13 protein-coding genes are annotated in these 19,223 nt (G+C 37.1%); 8 read left to right on the plus strand and 5 right to left on the minus strand.

Going from position 1 to position 19,223, the window contains the following annotated elements; all coding sequences use genetic code 11:
• Positions 1 to 83: 83 nt before the first annotated feature.
• The 4 genes from AABJ44_RS05635 to AABJ44_RS05650 form a co-directional block, all read right to left on the minus strand.
• A complete protein-coding gene (locus AABJ44_RS05635) occupies positions 84 to 1,130 on the minus strand; it encodes an extracellular solute-binding protein (RefSeq protein ID WP_338370946.1) in 1,047 nt (348 codons plus the stop codon).
• 100 nt (positions 1,131 to 1,230) lie between these two features.
• Positions 1,231 to 2,112 (minus strand): ABC transporter permease, encoded by an 882-nt coding sequence (locus AABJ44_RS05640; RefSeq protein ID WP_338370947.1) that lies wholly within the window; start codon positions 2,110 to 2,112, stop codon positions 1,231 to 1,233.
• Entirely contained in the window at positions 2,112 to 3,020 is a 909-nt protein-coding gene (locus AABJ44_RS05645; RefSeq protein ID WP_338370948.1) for an ABC transporter permease, read from the minus strand. The genes AABJ44_RS05640 and AABJ44_RS05645 overlap by 1 nt, the downstream gene beginning before the upstream one ends.
• A complete protein-coding gene (locus AABJ44_RS05650; protein WP_338370949.1) occupies positions 3,020 to 4,210 on the minus strand; it encodes an ABC transporter ATP-binding protein in 1,191 nt (396 codons plus the stop codon). Before AABJ44_RS05650 ends, AABJ44_RS05645 begins: the two co-directional genes overlap by 1 nt.
• A gap of 130 nt (positions 4,211 to 4,340) precedes the next feature.
• On the opposite strand from AABJ44_RS05650, the gene AABJ44_RS05655 reads away from it, so the two are divergent.
• From AABJ44_RS05655 to AABJ44_RS05670, 4 genes are all read left to right on the plus strand, one after another.
• Entirely contained in the window at positions 4,341 to 4,565 is a 225-nt protein-coding gene (locus AABJ44_RS05655; protein ID WP_074644606.1) for a hypothetical protein, read from the plus strand.
• 143 nt (positions 4,566 to 4,708) lie between these two features.
• Positions 4,709 to 5,137: a 50S ribosomal protein L13 gene (gene rplM, locus AABJ44_RS05660; RefSeq protein ID WP_074644727.1), complete on the plus strand. Its 429-nt coding sequence runs from the start codon at positions 4,709 to 4,711 to the stop codon at positions 5,135 to 5,137.
• Positions 5,138 to 5,152: 15 nt separating this feature from the next.
• The gene (gene rpsI / locus AABJ44_RS05665) at positions 5,153 to 5,545 is read left to right on the plus strand and encodes a 30S ribosomal protein S9 (protein WP_074644608.1); all 393 of its coding nucleotides are present in this window, start codon (positions 5,153 to 5,155) and stop codon (positions 5,543 to 5,545) included.
• Positions 5,546 to 5,706: 161 nt separating this feature from the next.
• Positions 5,707 to 6,297 (plus strand): regulatory protein RecX, encoded by a 591-nt coding sequence (locus tag AABJ44_RS05670; protein ID WP_338370950.1) that lies wholly within the window; start codon positions 5,707 to 5,709, stop codon positions 6,295 to 6,297.
• 86 nt (positions 6,298 to 6,383) lie between these two features.
• On the opposite strand, the gene AABJ44_RS05675 is transcribed toward AABJ44_RS05670, so the two are convergent.
• Positions 6,384 to 8,591 (minus strand): alpha-galactosidase, encoded by a 2,208-nt coding sequence (locus tag AABJ44_RS05675; protein WP_338370951.1) that lies wholly within the window; start codon positions 8,589 to 8,591, stop codon positions 6,384 to 6,386.
• Between the two features lie 143 nt (positions 8,592 to 8,734).
• On the opposite strand from AABJ44_RS05675, the gene AABJ44_RS05680 reads away from it, so the two are divergent.
• From AABJ44_RS05680 to AABJ44_RS05695, 4 genes are all read left to right on the plus strand, one after another.
• Positions 8,735 to 11,989, plus strand: coding sequence for a hypothetical protein (locus AABJ44_RS05680; protein WP_338370952.1), 3,255 nt, complete (start codon positions 8,735 to 8,737; stop codon positions 11,987 to 11,989).
• A gap of 46 nt (positions 11,990 to 12,035) precedes the next feature.
• Complete coding sequence (locus AABJ44_RS05685; protein ID WP_338370953.1) at positions 12,036 to 12,959, plus strand: 3'-5' exonuclease; 924 nt, start codon at positions 12,036 to 12,038, stop codon at positions 12,957 to 12,959.
• Between the two features lie 118 nt (positions 12,960 to 13,077).
• Positions 13,078 to 15,246 (plus strand): HD-GYP domain-containing protein, encoded by a 2,169-nt coding sequence (locus tag AABJ44_RS05690; protein ID WP_338370954.1) that lies wholly within the window; start codon positions 13,078 to 13,080, stop codon positions 15,244 to 15,246.
• Positions 15,247 to 15,257: 11 nt separating this feature from the next.
• Positions 15,258 to 19,223 carry an ATP-binding protein gene (locus AABJ44_RS05695; protein ID WP_338370955.1) on the plus strand — a complete coding sequence of 1,322 codons (3,966 nt, stop codon included), beginning with the start codon at positions 15,258 to 15,260 and terminating at the stop codon, positions 19,221 to 19,223.

Below are 19,223 nucleotides of genomic sequence, written 5' to 3' on the forward strand. Positions count from 1 at the left end.
AGTCTAAAATGAGCATAAGTCAAATTAATTTTATAAAATTGAATTAACTATGGTTATTTTAAATAACCATAGTTATTGAAGTTTTAGTCAGCAGTAAAACGAATTGTTTCCCACTTTTCGTTGAATTTTTCGAGATCTTCACCTACATCAAGCTTGAGTTCACCAGAAGCCATTTCCTCTGCCTTGTACATTGGAACTGTTGTGCGGTGTTTTTCTGCTTCGAGGTTTACATAACCTGGGAAACGGAAATCATCGAGGAACATAGCATAAATTTCTGGTCTATGGATGAAGTTGATGAACTCGTTGGCGCGGTCGTAATGTTTTGCCCCCTTAAGAATAACCATAGAGTCGAGATACATAGGACCACCTTCTTTTGGAATAAAGAAGTCAATCATATCTTCCTGCTTTTCTTCCGGAACTTCACCAAATACAACTTCAGCATAACCCTGGCATACCCAGAAGTCTCCTGCAGCAAAAGACTTACCAAAGCCTTCTGCATCAAACTTTACAAGGTTTGGCTTCCATGAAGTGTTGATAAGGTCTGTAGCAGCCTGAAGCTTTGCGTCATCAACTGTGTTTACAGAAAGTCCCTGGTAAGCAAGAGCGTCACCGATAACTTCACGCATATCATCCATCATAGACATGTGGCCTTTGAGGTCTGTGCGTGCAAAAATGTTCCATGATTTTTCATAATTAGATACCTTCTGTTTGTTTACAGCAATACCAGCCATACCAAGATAGTAAGGAACCTGCCATTCCATTTCAGGGTCAAAAGTCATAAGCTTTTTGGTATCAATGTTGATGTATTTCTTGTTTGTGAACTTTGTCTGATCAATTTTCTGAAGCATCTTCTGATTGATCATGATAGATGTGTAGTCCTGTGATGGGAATGTGATGTCATATCCCTTAGCTCCGGCCTTGAGTTTAGCATACATAACTTCGTTTGAGTCGAAGGTATCAACTTTTACTGTACAGTTGAATTCTTTTTCAAAAGCCTTGAGAACTGAATCTGGAGTGTAATAAGTCCAGTTATAAAGATAAAGAGTTCCATCATCTTTTTCATCACCACATGAGGTGAAAGTGAATGTGACAGCAACAAGTGCCATAATTGCAAGTGCAATCTTTTTCATTAAAATCTCCTATTCTCCGTCATTGCGAGGAGCAAAGCGACGTGGCAATCTATTGCAATGGATTGCTTCGCCTTTGGCTCGCAATGACGAATAAATAATATTAATGACCTGCAGCAAAGCCTTTGAGTCCCTTACGGCAGATAAAGGCAATCGAACAGGTAAAAATAATCATAATTACAGAAAGTGAATTGATTACCGGTGAAACTCCGAAGCGGATCATCGAGTAAACATAAAGCGGCAGGGTAGTAGAACCAGGGCCTGCAACAAAGAATGTGATTACAAAGTCTTCAAGAGACATTGTAATTGCCATGAGGAAGCCGGAAAGAATTCCTGGCATGATAGCAGGAACGACAACCTTGAACATTGTCTGAACTTCGGTAGCTCCAAGGTCATGTGATGCTTCTACGATAGAGTAATCAAACTCGTCGAGGCGTGCATTTACCATAAGGAAAACAAACGGAAGACAGAAGGTTGTGTGTGCGGCAAATACGGTAAAAAGTCCAAGCGGCATATGAATACCACTAAAGAAAATTACCATAGAAATACCGATGATAACTTCCGGCAAAACCATAGGAAGGTAGGTGAGTGTCTGAATGAATTTCTTTCCGCGGAACTTATACCAGTTTACACCGATAGAAGCCATAGTTCCCAGTACTGTAGAAACAGCTGCAGAAGAAAAAGCAATCAGAATACTATTTAAAAGAGCCTGCCACAGAGCTTTTGAATTAAAGAAAAGCTCCTTATACCAGGTAAGGCTTACCTTTGTAAACTCTGCACCCTTGCTTTCATTGAAGGAATAAACAATGATTACAAAGAGAGGCAGAAAGAGGAACACTATAGTGAGCCAGAGTACAAGCTTTGAAAATGAAAATTTGTGATTATGACGTCTCCATGCACGTTTAGCGTGACGGGCATTTTCAGAGCGAGGTTTATTCATGCTTGCGAAGGCGTTATGAAACAGTACACCAAGAGTTCTTGCCATTACTGTACACCTCCAACATAGTTATCTTCTTTTGTATTCTTTTTCTTGAGCTGAGCTTCCTGTGAATTAGAGCGGGTAATCATCATAATTCCAATAACAGAAATAATTGTAATTACCATAGAGAATGCAGCAGCAAGAGGCCAGTTACGTGTCTTCTGAACCTGATCAACAATGATGTTTCCGAGCATGTAAGAATCTTTTCCACCAACGAGGAGAGGTACTGTATATGCACCGAAAATCGGAATGAAGGTAAAAATCAGTGCAGAAATAATACCGCTGCGGATTCCCGGAATCAGAACCTTAAACATAGACTGTGGCTTAGTTGCTCCAAGGTCGCGTGCGGCTTCAAGGAGAGAAAAGTCAAATCGGTCTACTGCAGTAAAGATTGGTAGAATTGCATACGGAATATACATATACACGCTTACAAGAATAACGGCCTTAGTATTATATAGGAAAGGAACATAATCCTTTATAAGATGCAGCTTCATCAAAATCTGATTGAGAATACCGTCGTTGTTCAAAATGCTCATCCAGGCAAAAATGCGGATAAGTGAGTTTGTCCAGAACGGAATGATAATCATAAAAAGGAAGAGAGTCTGATGACGGCTGCGGGCCATTGCATAAGCACTCGGAATTGAAACTAAAATCGTTAATATAGTAGAAATAATAGTGATTTTAAGAGTTCTAAGTACAATCAGACCATATTCCGGCTTACACATCTGCTTATAAGCTTTGAGAGAGAACTTCCATTCAACGCCACCGTAAACACCTTTCTTTAAAAAACTGTAGATAAAGATGATTACAAGTGGAGCAACAAAGAAAATAATAAACCAGAGTCCCATTGGCCAGCCGTAAAAAGAGCCGACGCGGGAATCATGTAATTCTTTAGATAGTCGTTTATCTTTCATTATTTATTGATGTCCTCAACAATATAAGCGTCTTCTGCAGACCAGGAAACATAAACCCTGTCTTTCCACTGGATAACAGGACCATCATCCATATAGTCCGTATGCTGCTTGAATACTTTGATAACTTTACCTGTATCAAGCTTTACATAGAACTTAGACTGGAAGCCTGAATAAATAGGCTCCTCTACGATTCCACTGAAAACATTTATATCTGTGCGGCCACCGGTTGAAGGTGGTTCAAGAGTAATTCTGATTTTTTCAGGACGGATAGTGAAGGCAACTTTCTGACCTTTGTCTGTGTGCTCGTAATCTGTAACCTGCATAAAGCGGTCGAGGGCTGCTTCTGCGGCTGTATCTGTTGCAAGAGGTGCCTGCTTTCCGAGCTCCGGTACACTGAGGGTAGCCATAAAATCATCGTTACCGGCAGTGTCCTTGTGAGGAACACAGTCTACAACTTCAGCATCAAAGAGGTTAGTTTCTCCAATAAACTGAGCAACAAACTGAGTTGCAGGGCTTTCGTAAATTTCGTATGGAGTTCCTATCTGAAGTACATGACCTGCGTTCATAACTGCAATGCGGTCAGAAACAGAAAGAGCTTCACTCTGATCGTGAGTTACATAGATAAATGTAATACCAATCTGGTCGTGAAGACGATCCAGATCAATAAGAAGATTTGCGCGGAGCTTTGCATCAAGGGCAGAAAGAGGCTCGTCGAGCAGAAGAACCTTAGGCTCGTTGATGAGGGCGCGGGCAATAGCAACACGCTGTTTCTGTCCACCTGAGAGTTGGTTTGGCTTTTTGTTAATGTGCTGATCCAGCTGTACAAGGTGTACGTATTCGCGAACCTTTTTATCAATTTCATCCTTAGGGAGTTTCTTAAGACGCAGAGAGAATGCTACGTTTTCGTAAACAGTCATGTGAGGAAAAAGAGCATAAGTCTGGAAAACGGTATTTGATTCGCGCTTATCCGGTGAAAGAGGAATTACGTTCTTGTCATCAAAAAGAACTACTCCATCATCTGGAGACTCAAAACCTGCAATTATGCGGAGAAGTGTAGTTTTTCCGCATCCAGAAGGACCAAGAAGAGAGAAGAACTCTCCCGGTTCAATAGTAAAATTGATGTCATCCAGGGCAACAAAATCGCCGAATCTTTTGGATACATGATCAATGGTAACCTGACTTCCTTTCACCAAGCAACCTCGAAAATAATAATGTTATAAAGATTAAAATGATACATATATACAATTATGTCAATAAAAAAAAGAAAATAATTGAAAGATTTCATAAATTGAATTATTCTAAATAGTGAGGTTACTTAATATGATTTCTATTATACTTGGAATACTTTTTATTGCGTTTACAGTTTTTGCAGTTCTGCCTATGTGTCCACTTAACTGGGGCGCAGATGTAATTGCATTTTTGAAGGGCGGAGCTCCAGTTTTTGCAGCTCTCATCGGACTTATCTGTCTTTTCATTGGTGCTGCAGATATTAAAGATAAAAAAGAAGCTAAAAAAGAAGATGCTGCTAAAAACGACCAGCAGTAGTATTGACTCAATCTATTGAAATCTGATAATATACTTTACCCGTTATTGGATTTTTGACTGCTCATCGAAAATCCAATGCAGTTTCAGTTCAGATGCAAGTTCTGGAACCGCAGATAAACTTTAATTTTACAGTAAGGTATATCATGGAAACTATTTTCGTTAAAGAATACGAACAGGCTCGCAAATGGTACGTTATTGACGCAGCCGGAAAACCACTTGGACGTGTTGCTGCAAAGGCAGCTTATATTGCACGTGGAAAGAACAAAGCAACTTACACAAAGAATCAGCTTATGGGTGATTTCGTTGTAATCATCAATGCAGAAAAAGCTGTTGTAACTGGTGGTAAAGAACAGAAGAAGATTTACTATCACCACACAGGTTTCGTAGGTGGACTTCGCGCTCATACTTATGAGAAGCTTCTTGAAAAGCACCCTACAGATCCAATGGCTATTGCTGTTGCTGGTATGCTTCCACACGGAAGACTCGGTCGCAAGATGATGGATAACGTAAAGATTTACGCTGGTGCTGAGCATCCACATGCTGCACAGAATCCACAGCCAATTGAACTTTAATACGGGGGATAGAAAATGGTAAAGAATATTGCTATTGGTACAGGAAGAAGAAAGACTGCTGTAGCCCGCGTATTTGTTCGCGACGGCTCAGGAAAAATCGTTGTAAATGGTAAAGATGTAAAAGAATACTTTGTAACTGCAGAACAGATTCAGATCGTTCAGCAGCCACTTTTGGTTACTTCAATGGGTTCAAAGTATGACGTTCTTATCAACGTACAGGGTGGCGGTATGAACGGACAGGCAGCTGCTTGCTTGCACGGAATTTCACGCGCTCTCGTTCAGATTGATCCAGATGCTCGTACATCTCTCAAGGCTAACGGATACCTCACACGTGATTCTCGTATGGTTGAGCGTAAGAAGTACGGACAGAAGGGTGCTCGTCGCCGCTTCCAGTTCTCAAAGCGTTAGTTTATACAAGTTCGCTACAGAACTTATTTACAAAACTCGGTCACTCGGCCGAGTTTTTTTGTTTTTAACGGTTCTTCGATTTTAGGTATGTGTCCTCTTTTGCTCTGTGAGGAATTTTCTTTTATATTGAACTGATTATTGATATAATTAAACGCAATAATATGATTATCAAGACAATCGCAGAAACATCATACAGTGGAATGTTCAAGGTAGCGCCTGAAGAGGGTTCTGCATTTTATGTGCGGGCGGAATATCTGCCGGAAGGTCTTTTTGAGAGAATTGATGTTGGTGTTGAGTTTGATGAAAATGAAACCGACTGCCTTCTCGACGCAGGTCTTACCTGCGCAGTTGAACTCAAAGCTGTTTCATATCTTGCCCGTGCTGAACAGAGCCGATTTGGACTTACACGTAAATTAATAGAAAAGAAGTTTGATAAAAAATATGTCGAAGCCGCGATGTCTTATCTTGAGTTGCGCGGTTATTTGAGCGATTTACGTTATGCAACTGCCTGGCTTAATACAAGAAAAACAAATCACTATGAGGGAAGAAGCAGGTTGTCTGCAGAACTTGCATCTCGCGGAATAGCACGAGATGTTGCAAATAAAGCCCTTGATATTTTTTTTGCAGAAAATGATGAAGACGAGATCTGCCGCAAAGCATATGAGAAACTTTCAAAATCAAAATCTGGTGAAAAATTAACAGCTGCTATGCTAAGACAAGGGTTTACTCAAAAACAGATTCGAAATCTCTAATGAATTAGTTTCTCACAGAGCAAAGGAGGGCACAGAGGATAATAAAATTATAAAAACTCTGTGTCCTCTTAAGCTCTGTGAGGAATTTATTTTTCTTCAATATAGATTAACTGTCCCTGGAAGTCGCCCCAGTCGCGTCTTACCGGAATGCCGGCTTTTGCAATTGTGAGGCCGGTCAGTTCTACCGGCTGTAACTTTGACAGGTCTTCATCTGGCCAGGTCACTTTATATCTTGCATCCGGCTTAAGCCCGGTAATCTTTATAAATCGTGTCTTATAATTCGGGTGGTTCATTACCTGAACAAAAGTCACAAGTGCCTTTGACTTATCTTTTGCAATACTAGCCCAGCAGTCATATTCGTTGTTTTCACTGTAACTTGCAATACGGCTGTAGTCTCCGTTACGAACCAGGCTGCTGAACTTTTTGTAAAGTGCAACCTGACCTGGAATCATTGCGCGTTCTTCCAGTGGAAGTTTTGTGATGTCCAGTTCGTAGCCGAAGGTTCCGCTGAGGGCAACGTAGCCTCGGGTCTTAAATGGAGTAACGCGGCCACAGGCGTGGTTAGGGCAGACGCTGACATGTGCTCCCATTGTGGAAAGCGGATAGATGAGGGCTGTTCCTTCCTGAATAGAAAGTCTCTCAATTGCATCTGTGTCGTCACTGCACCAGATCTGTGGGCTGTAGAAGAACATACCCGGGTCAAAGCGGGCACCGCCACCTGAGCAGTTTTCAAGCAGAAGTTTTGGGAACTCAGTGAGTAAGCGTTCCTGCAGACGGTAAACAGCAAGAACATAGCGGTGATAGAACTCGCCGATTCTGTCAGCAGGCAGTGCAATAGATCCTATGTCTGTTAATTGGCGGTTCATATCCCATTTTACATATTCAATATTTGCGCTTCTCAAAATTTTTGCGATGCTTTCGTAGGTATAGTCTTCAACTTCTTTTCTTGTGACGTCTAGTACCAGCTGCTGGCGGCTCATACCAGGTTCGCGGCCAGGAATCTGAATTGTCCAGTCCGGGTGTGCACGGTACAAATCAGAATCAGGAGAAATCATTTCAGGTTCAAACCAGATTCCAAACTTCATGCCAAGCTTGTTCACTTCATCAACAAGATGCTTGAGTCCGCCTTTGATTTTATCTTCGTTTACATACCAGTCGCCGAGTGAGCTGTCATCAAAAGAACGGTGACCGAACCAGCCGTCATCCATAACAAGCATTTCAATGCCATCTTTGCTGGCCTCTCGTGCAATATCAATCAGCTTGTCTGTATCAAAATTAAAATAGGTTGCTTCCCAGTTGTTGATAAGGATAGGGCGGTCTGCCTTTTTATATGGAGAGCGGATAAGGTGTTCGCGGTAAAGATCGTGGAAAGTACGGCTCATTGCATTGAGGCCTGAATCAGAATAAACAAGAACAGCCTGTGGAGTATCAAAAACTTCTCCGTTTTCAAGCTTCCATGTAAAGCCTTCCGGGTTAATTCCCATTACTGCGCGGATATTATCAAACTGATTTCTCTGAACGTCTGCAACAAAGTTTCCGCTGTAAATAAAATTGATTCCATAAACACGGCCGGAATCCCAGTCTGCATTGTGGTCGAGGAGGGCAATAAAAGGATGCTCCTGATGGCTGGTTTCACCGCGCATAGAAACAACGCCCTGCTTTCCCATATGAACCGCGTGTCGCTCCATATGACGTTCGCGTGCCCACGAACCGTGCAGTGTAATCATATCAAAATTGTCGTTATCAATATCTAAAGCTAGTGAAAGAGCCTTTTTAATATAGAAAGGTTTTGTTCCATTATTTTTGATTCTTACTGAGCGAACAATTGCATCAATTTTCTCAAAAACAGTGTAAATGAGGGTAACCTCTGCGCCGAGAATGTCGTCTGTAGCGGTGAGCTCGAGGACAGAACAATCTTCAGTCCCGCCAAAAACAGCCGGTAGTCCCGGAAGTTCCTTTGCACCAGCACTGATTTTATGGCTTTTATATTTTAATTCAATTGCGTTATGACCTTCGCTGTCGCAGACTGCAAGAGCTGATTCACGGTAATCACCAAGTCCTTCTGTCGGAAGTTCCTGCGGAAAGAAGTCTAAAAACATTCCTTTCTCGCGGAAAATCTTATTTCCGGAAAAACCGTATTCCATATTGCGGGTGAGGTAAGAAACATCATCTTCACCAATCTTGCTGCCATAATATGCATGTCCGATATAGCCGCGCTCGTTAATAAAAATTGAATATGTTGAATTTGGTGTATCTAAACGGAAACTATTTTTCTTTGAATCAAAGGAAATCATAATTTTTTTTACCTCATAATTTGTATATTTTTGTTAGTATAACTACAACATCTTAATACAGCAAGTTAAATATAAATAAGTTCTTCTTTTTGACATATAACTATAGCTATGTAATAATATTTTAAGAATAAAAGGAGTTTTAGATGAAACAACGTCTTTTATATATTTTTTTATTGCTTGTTTTATTTTCTTCCTGTGAAAACTTCCTTGATAATCAGAACATAAAAGAAGATATTACTGAAGCTATCGCTTATAAAAATGCACCTGTCTGTACAGTTCTGGTAAAAGCTGATGAGACCATTGGTTATTTTATTTCTTCAGGTGAAAAAGAATTTAGACTTGGTTATAGTCAAAAACTGCAGTTTTCATTAGATTCTGATGAATATCAATATCACAGTCTGGAAGCTGTATGCAAAACAAATCCTTCAATAAGTCGTGCAGACTGTGTAAAATTTACTCCTGTTAATTCTATAGCAGATGAAAAAAAAGGGATTTATACAGTTGATGTAGAAATTGTAAAAAAGCAGGATGATATATTGATTAGACCAGTGTGCTTTCAGTTACCATCTGTTACTTTGCACGAACCTTCATCTCCAATTGCACAGAATCTTACTAATATACCTATAGTAATCAATTTCAATATGCCAATGGAAGATGATATTATCTCATCTGAAAAACTGTTTATATCACACTATGGTTTACAAATCAGTCTTTCTGAATATTTTGAAACACCTGTTCTTAGTAACAATAATCAGACTATTACAATAATGCCCAAAACTCAGGATTTGCTGAATTATATAGTTAGCCTGAATGCTGCGTTTCTGGATATTGGTATTTCATTCGCTGAAACAGTTTCTGTTTGTAAAGAAAATACAATACTGTATTTGCAACAGAATAATAATTCAAATTTTTCAGTTAGATATGTTCCTCAAAAAGAAAATGTTAAACCTGATGTAAAAGATTTCTTTGTAACCAGAACTCCATTAACACAGGATAATACTGATTCGATAGAAAAGATTAATCAACTGGAAAAATTTGCTAATAAAACAGAAAAGTATTTATCACGGGATGAAATCAGACAAAATAGAACTGGCGGTACAGTGTATATTTATGGTCGTTATTATGATAAAGATTCAGGAATTAAAAATGTTATTATTACAGAACAGCGTACAAATAATGAAGAAGGTGAAGTAGTGAATGATCCTGAAATACAGCCAGTTGAATATACAAGGTTCAATATAAATAGTGAAGGAAATTCTCTGGAAAATTTCTGGATTGATGCAGATGGATATACCCGTTTTTGTATTAAATATACACTACAGGGCGATGATGATAATCCAAAAAATGGGGCAGTATTATTAAAAGTTCAGGTTTTTGATGCCTGTGATAATGAAGCCGAAGAACAAATTCTTTCTGTAATTAAGAATCGTGGGAAAATTGAAGTTGACTTTAATGCTTATATGAATAAGAAGAAATCAATGGATTTTAATGATTTTTATGATATTTCAAATTATGAAGATAATATCAGCATTTTATATGTATATGAATCAGAAGAAATATCTTATTATGATGATCATGCAATGATTTCTGATGGTGTTAAAGAAAAGTTGTATAAAAGTGTTTTTTTAACAGGTCATTTATTTCTTCCTTCTATAAAATATATTAATGAGACAGGTCAAGAAGAACAAAGAGATTTTTCTTTTAATGAAGATGAGTCAATCTGGGAATTACCTTTAAATGATTTGAAAGAGCGGAATATATACAGCTTTACTCTTATAGTAAAGGATGATATCGGTAATATTTCTCAAACAGCAGTTATATTGCCTTGTCTTTCTTTATATTCCTTAAAAGAATCCACAGAAGATCCAGATATCCGTTTAGCTGAGTTTTTATATGTTCAAAGTGAAGGTTATGAATTTGATTTATTTAGAGAAGATTCAGATAATGCAATTACTCGGATATATGGTTGTGAAACTTATACATCCATTTCGTTAGATAGGAATTGTACTTACTATGCAGTTCCTAAAGTTGCACATAATCTTTATGGAGATTTATTGAAAATTGAAATGGAAAAAAATGAAATTTCAGTTGGAAATAATACAATTAATATACAGTTTGACCGAGAAAAAGATATAAAACGACATATTCCAAAATCAGTTGAGGATTGGGATTATTATGATTTAATATTACATATAGATGAATCAGAATGGGATTTATACAAATCTATTCTTGTAAAAAAATCATATGGTTCTGATGCTGTTATTGAATATGGTAGTACGGAATATGTTTTCAGTATTGATACAAGATTATCTTACCAATCTCAATCACTAACTTTCTATGGAATTACTGAGAATAATTTATTAGGTGGTATAGGTTCTATAAATATAGAATGTTTTAATGCGCAGGAAAACATAAAGTATGACTTTACAGCACCTACTGTTCTAACCCAACGAGGTACTTATGAATTTTATCAGGTATATATCAAATATGAAGGTGGTGCTTCTCCAGAGCGTGCTGTTATTTATTTGGGAGATGATGCAATTGAATTAAATCAGCAGAATAATTTTTCTAAGATAATACCATATTGGGAAATAATTAATAATACACAAAAGAATGATGTATGGTATTACTTTCCATACGAATCTTATGATGTAAATGGTAATGTTGCATTCGAAAAGGCAAGTTTTTATATACCTGATGGACTTTATGAGCCAAAGAGTTTTGATACAATTCAAACGCAGGAAATTAATGGAAATTCAAATAAAGTAACGGCTACATTAACCAGTTGTCCAATAAATTCCCGTTATATGAGTGATTACGAAAAAACAAGTAAAACAAAGTATATATATGTTTATACCCTTACAAACGATGATTATTGGATTAATAATACAATTGCTTTATCAGTTACCAGGGACTTTTATTCAATAGATCAAGATAACGGTTATTTTGAATTTAGTGGAACTAACTTAATACTTCCAAAAGATTCTTTTGTACTTTTAACTTCAACAGATCATTCGACTAGTGAATATAATTACTATTATACTTCAGGCGGAATTTTCTATACAGGTATTCAGACACAACGTGAAAGATTGTATGATTTGCTTATTCCAAATGGAAATTCTAAAACTTCTGTAGCCATTAGTTCAGATGAGCCTGTTTTTGTACATACAGTTGTAACAGATGAATCCTATGATGTATGTAAAAACTGGACTGCAAAAGAGTGGGAATATTTTAGAGAGCATATTGGTGAAAAAAGATTTAATTTTTCAAGCGAAGATCATTCTCCAAGACGTTATGTTATTCCTGTAGATGAAATAAAAACCGGACATTGTTATTGTGTTATTGCACACTTTTCTGATAATCATACTGAAATGATAGAAGTAAAGATTAAGGAATAAAATAAGACACCTAGCACCTCCAACTTAAAACCTATATAATAGAAGAATGAACCACAAGAGTTTTGTTTTTTTTGATTGTGAATGTGCGAATACCTTTGATGGTGTTGGTAAAATCTGTTCGCTTGGTTATGTTATCTGTGATGATGATTTGAATATCATTGAAAGTGAAGATGTTGTAATGAATCCAGAGTGTGATTTCGACTGGTACCTGCTTTCCGGTAAAGGGGATTGTAAGCTCGCATACTCTAAGGATTATTTCCGGATTAAACCTAATTTTGAAAGCTACTATAAGGATATCAAAAAACTGTTTACAACCGGCAATCGTTATATTGCAGGCTTTGCAGTTTCAAATGATGTTGGTTTTGTAAATGATGCCTGCGAGCGTTATGATATTCCTTATATTCAATTCCGTGCTTTTGATCTTGAACGATATCTTGAACGAAAATATGAAAAGAAGCAGAAGCTTGTTGAATGGGCTCAGGAGTTTGGAGTAAACGTAGCAAAATATCAGAGCCATAAATCTGAAGATGATGCAATTATGACAATGCTTTGCCTTAAAGCTGAATGTATGCGAACAGGGCAGAGTGTTGAAGAAATCATTTCAAGTCCTGAAGGAAAAAACTGTTTTGTTTCAAATGAGCAGATTCTTGAACAGGCAGCTGAGCGAGCTTACCGCCGTGAGATGACAGAAAAAATCAAGAGACTTTATGGGAAAAAATCACCGATGCCTCATTTTAAGACAGTGCTAGGTGAGCGTTTCGAACTGGACAATAAAATTCTTCGTGATGTAGATTACGCTTTTGAGCTTGTTAAAAAGATTTATGATAACGGTGGAGTTACCGGTGAGCATCTTACAGCAAGCGGAAATGCAGTTTTTATTTCAATGCCGAATCCAGAACATGTTAAGAAAATTGAAAAACGTGGACTCAAGATTATGCTTCTTGAAGAACTGGAAGGCTTATTGAAATAGTTTTATATAAAATAAAAAAACAATAAGGCAATATGGTTTAATAAATCATGTTGCCTTTATTTTTTTAACTGGAAGAAAAACTAAAGTGGCCTTATAATTATTGAGAGGTTATACATCGGTGAGATATCAGTTAGACAGTTCTGCGCATAAATTACTAATTTTTCGCATTCGCCAGTTTGCACTTGTAGCAACAGGAACCTTAATAAATGTTCTGCTGTCATTCCTGATGTTCAAACTTGGATTACCTCTGATTCTCGATACTGTTGGTACAATAGTTGTTTCAGCTTTAAGCGGTATGCTTTTGCTGGGAATTCTGACGGCTGTAATTTCAAATGTTGTATGTTCTATTTTTAATGAGGCTGCTCTTTACCTTGCCTTCTTTAATGCTCTGATAGCAATCTTTACAGTCTGGTTCTTACAGAAACATTCCTTTAAGAAATTTGGAAAGACAATTCTTTTTGCTCTTGCTCTTTCAGTTTTTTCTGCAATTGCGGTTTCATTGATTCAATTTATTATATTGGTGCAGGGACAGCAGTCTGTTGTTTCTCAGACGGCACATTCATTTTCTTCTGCTGCAAATTTTCCATATCTGATTTCTTTTATACTTGTTAACTTTTTACTTCAGATAGCAGATAAAGGAATATCGTGTTTACTGGTAATGATTCTTGTGAAAGTTATACCACAGGAAAAACTCAGTATTTATTCTTTAGGCGCATGGTTACAGAGGCCTCTGTCTGAACAGGAATTAAAAGAATTAAAAAGCATGCGCAGAACTGTAAAACGTTCTCTGCGTTCCAGAACAACTCATACTTTAGTTCTGTCTTCCTTCATGGTAATGATTCTTACAGGATGGACTGGCCTTCGTATTTATTCTCAAAATGAAAAAGCTAAAAAAACAGAAAGTGCCTGGAGTACAGTGAAAACTGCCGCATCAATTATTGATCTTGATAAACTTGATGATTATATAAAATATGGAAGAGATGCAGAAGGGTATAATGAAACTGCTGAACTCCTTTCAAAATTGTGGATGTGTGCATCTGATATTTCTTACCTTTATGTTGTGAAGCCTGAAGGTATGAACGGCAGATTTATTTTTGATGTAGATACAAGCATAGTTGATGAAGATGCAGAACCTCCATATTACCCGGGAGAAGTCATTCCTTTTGAGGAACCTTTTGAACCATATCTTATGGATCTTGCAGAAGGAAAACTTGTTGGTCCTATAGAAACAAACGATGCCTGGGGCTGGCTGCTTACAGTTTATTACCCTGTAACTGATAGCCTGGGAAATATGAAATGCTATGTTGGAGCAGATGTTTCTCTTCAATACATAGCAGATTATATGTTTGTATTCTTTATGAAAATTATCCTGACAATGGCAGGTTTCTTTATTTTAATTGTAGCCTTTGCTTTATGGAAAACCGGAGTATACACTTCAATTCCTATAAGTACCATGACTTCTTGTCTTGAACGTTTTGCTATGTCTGGTGAAGATCAGGAAAAACTTGATGAAAATGTAAGGATTATCCGCTCTCTTGATATTCATACTGAGGACGAGGTTGAAAAACTTTACAAGGCTATCTGTAAGATGACACTTAATCAGGCAGAGCAGATGCGTGATATCAGACATCTTTCGGATTCAACTCTTAAGATGCAGGATGGCCTGATTATTACAATGGCGGATATGGTAGAAAGCCGCGATTCTGATACTGGTGCTCACGTTCAGAAAACGGCTGCCTATGTAAGAATCATCGTAGAAGGTTTAAAAAAGAAAGGCTACTATGCTCAGAAAATTACACCTAAATTTATTTCTGATGTTGTACGTTCGGCTCCGCTTCATGATGTTGGAAAAATCAATATTCCAGATGGAGTTTTGAATAAGCCTGGAAAACTTACTGATGAAGAATTTGAGATTATGAAAAGTCATACAACTGCAGGTAAGATTCTTCTTGAAAATGCAATCAGCTCTGTTCAGGGTGAAAACTATTTGAAAGAAGCCCGTAATATGGCAGCTTATCATCATGAGAGATGGGATGGAAAAGGCTATCCAGAAAAACTTCACGGTGAGGTAATTCCGCTTTCTGCGCGTATTATGGCTGTTGCAGATGTTTTTGATGCGCTTACTTCTCCGCGTGTTTATAAACCTGCCTTTCCAATTGAAAAGGCTCTGGAGATTCTTCAGGAAGGTGCAGGAACTCAGTTTGATGCAAAATGTATAGAAGTGTTTATGGATGCACTGCCAGAAGTAAAGATGATTTTAAAGAAATATAGTTCTGTGGTTTATTAAAGAGGTAATTTGTGACGGCAAAAATGATTAAGGCAAAAATCAAGAAATCTCTAAAATTCTCGCTTTTAGTTATTTTTGCATTAACAGGAACATTGAAATTATCTGCCGTTGAAAGTCATAAAATAGGCGGCGGTTATGCAGTTACAGGACAGATTGTACAGACCGGATATACCTGTGAAATATATAATGCAACAAACGGACTTCCAACTTCAGATGCAAACTATATTCTTGGCTCCACAGATGGTTATGTATGGATTTGTGGTTATGCAGGCGTAATCCGCTATGATGGTTCTGTCTTTGAAAGACTGCCTCCAGTTAATGGACTGACAAGCGGTCGTGTTTTATTTGAAGACAGCAGGCACAGAATATGGGTTGGAACCAATGATAATGGTGTTGTAGTTATAGACGGTGAAAAGATGCGGCATTATACCTTTAGAGAAGGGCTGCCATCTTCTTCAATTAGAACTTTTGCAGAAGATCTTGAAGGTAATATTTTTATTGGTACAACTTCGGGGCTTGCGTATGTAGATGCAATCGGCCAGTTGACAACGCTTTCTAATGAAGTTTTAGATGAAGAAAGAATCCTGAAACTGGATTCTGATTCACGTGGAAATATCTACGGCCAGACAAAAAATGGACTTATTTTTATTATCAATAACTGCGCGGTTACAAACATCTATTCAAGTGCAGAACTTGGAATTGAAAAGATAACCACGATTATGGCTGATCCTGTAGTTCCTGGAAACTTATATTATGGAACAGAATCAAGTTATATTTACTATGGTGGATTCGGTAACAAAGCTGAGTTCATGACAAAAATCAATGTATCACCTTTGGAAAATATTCACTGGCTTAGTTATGACTGTGGACGAGTCTGGATATCTTCTACTTCAACTATTGGTTATCTTGATAAGAAAAATCAGTTTAAGATTCCTTCTAATATTCCCATGAATCATAATATAGAAATGTCAACTTCAGATTATCAGGGTAATATCTGGATGGCTTCTTCAACTCAGGGAGTAATGAAACTTGTTACGAATAATTTTGTTGATCTTTCTGAACAGGCTCAGCTTCCAAAAGAAACTGTAAATGCAACCTGTCTTCATAATGGTTTACTTTATATAGGAACTGACCGTGGGCTTCAGATTCTTAAAAATACAACTCCTGTTAATAATAAACTTACTGAATATATAGGCACTGCCCGTATACGCTGTATTATTACAGATAAGAATGAAAATATCTGGGTTGCGACATATACAAATAATCTTGGAATAGTATGTCAGAAAAAAGATGGTACAATAATTTCTTATACAACTGCAAACGGTCTTTTAAGTAATCAAATCCGATGTTTAAGTGCAGCTTCTGATGGAAGGATTCTGGCAGGAACAAACAGCGGGCTTGCAGTTATTAAAGATGGCAAAGTTTTGGCTACCTATGGAACAGAACAGGGAATCAGAAATACGGAATTTATTACAGTCGCAGAAGGTGATGATGGTTCTGTTTATTGCGGCAGTGATGGTGATGGAATTTATATAATTGGAAAAGACGGCATCTCTAAAATTGGCCGCAATGAAGGTCTTTCGAGCGATGTCATAATGAAAATTAAAAAAGATGAAGAGAGAGATGTTTACTGGATTATTACTTCTAATTCAATTGAATGTCTTCGAAATGGTTCAATAAAAACTATTTCAAGTATGCCATATAACAATAATTATGATATTCATTTTAACGACAAGGATGAAGCATGGATCCTTTCATCTTATGGTGTTTTTGCGATTAATGCAGACAATCTGTTTTATGACTATATAAAGGATTATAGAATTTTTACAATTGCTAACGGACTTCCATATTCAATAACAGGAAATTCCTATAGTGCCTATGATGAATCTGGAAATCTTTATATTGCAGGAAGAGAAGGTGTTGTTTTTGTTAATCTGAATCATTTCTATGATGCAAAAACAAATATTAAAATTGCACTGAATTCTATTTATTGTGAGAATCAGAGAATCTTGCCTAACGCAGACGGAAGTTTTACTCTGCCACCATCTCACGGACGCGTTAAGCTTAATGTATCTGTTTTGGATTACTCTCTTGAAAATCCTTATGTACGGGTATTCCTTGAAGGTCATTTTGATGATGGTATTACTGCACAGCGAAATGCTTTAACTTCTCTGGAATATACAAGACTCGCATACGGAAATTATAATCTGCATGTTCAGATTCTTGATGATAATAAAACAGATGTTCTTTCTTCACGGACTTTTGCTATTGTAAAAAAGCCAATGCTTGGAGAACTCTGGGTTTTCAGAATCTTCATTCTTGCTTTGGGAACAATTATAATCGGTCTTATTGTATGGCGTCTTATGAAATCAACAGTTATAAGACATCAGTATGCAGAAGTCCGTCTTGCAAAAGAAGAAGCAGAACGTGCAAATATGGCAAAATCCCGCTTCCTTTCAAATATGTCTCAGGAAATCCTTACTCCTATAAATACCATTATGGGAATGAATGAGATGATTATGCGTGAGGATTTTACTAACGTTCCTAGAGGCTATTTTATATCGATTATGAATTACGCTTTCGGTATAAGGGGTGCTTCACAGTCTCTTCTAACTTTTGTGACCGATGTTCTTGAAATGACAAAAATTGAAACTGGAAAAATGGAACTTGTTCAAAGTGAATATGAAGTACAGGGAATGTTGTATTCAATCATTGATCCACTCCGATCTATTATTGCAGATAAAGGTTTAAAAATTGATATCAAAATTGATGAAATGCTCCCGAAGCGTCTTTATGGAGATTTAGGAAAAATCAGGCAGGTAATGTTTAAATTGCTATCAAATGCCATAGAATACACAGAGAAGGGCAGCATAGAATTTAAGCTTTCACTTGTTTCCAGAAATGATTCAGAATGCAGTCTTTGTTTTTCTGTAAAAGATACTGGAATTGGAATTAAAACTGAAAATCTGGATCAGCTCTTTGTTGCTTCAGACGATCAGCATAAAAATCTTGGACTGAGAATCTCAAAGAAATTTGCAGAACTGATGAGCGGAGAACTCGTATGCCATAGTGTATATGGTCAGGGCTCTGAGTTTATTTTTACTCTTAATCAAAAAATCATTGATTCAACACCACTTGGAGTTTTCAATGAACAGAATGAAGAAGCTAATATAAAAGGTCCTTATATTCCTGAGTTTATTGCTCCTGATGCTGATATTCTTGTTGCAGATGAAAATCAGATGAATCTTGAAATAATCAAAAATCTCTTAAAAGCAACAAAGGTTTTTGTTACAACTGCATCTAATGCTGAGGATAGCCTTGAAAAACTGAGAAAGAGTTTCTTTAATATTGCATTTATAGATCAGAAGCTTATTCTAAATCTGGAAGAGGATTTTATTGGAAAAATCAGGGAGAAAAATCCAGATCTTCCAGTTTATATAATTACAGAAAATACATTTACAGGTGAACAGAAATATAAAGATATGGGCTATAAGGGCTGTCTTTATACACCTATAGACAGTCTTCTTCTGGAACGAATCATAATGCGAAATCTTCCGGAACAGATGATGCAGCAGCCCCCAAAAGGTTATTTTTCAGAAGCCTTAACTGAATTTCCGGTTATGTTAAACTGGATGAAAGATGTTGAAGGAATTTCTGTTGAAGAAGGTGTTAAGAATTCTGTCGGTGTAAGTGGTTTTATCCGAGGAATACAACTTTTCTATGAAACAATCGACGAAAATGCGCAGAATATAGAAAATGCCTATATGAAAGGAGATTTTGAAGTTTATAAAGCAAAGATTCAAATGATTAAGAACTCTGCTTATATTATAGGAGCTGATACTCTGCTTCAGCTTGCTGCAAAACTTGAAGAGGCTTGTGATAAAGATGATAAAATATATATCGCCTCTCATACAGATGATCTTCTAAAAGTATATACTTCATTTAAAGATAAGCTTAGTGCCATTGAGGAGTCGTAA

Source organism: Treponema bryantii (assembly GCF_036492245.1).
In the GTDB taxonomy this organism is placed as follows: Bacteria; Spirochaetota; Spirochaetia; order Treponematales; family Treponemataceae; genus Treponema_D; species Treponema_D bryantii_C.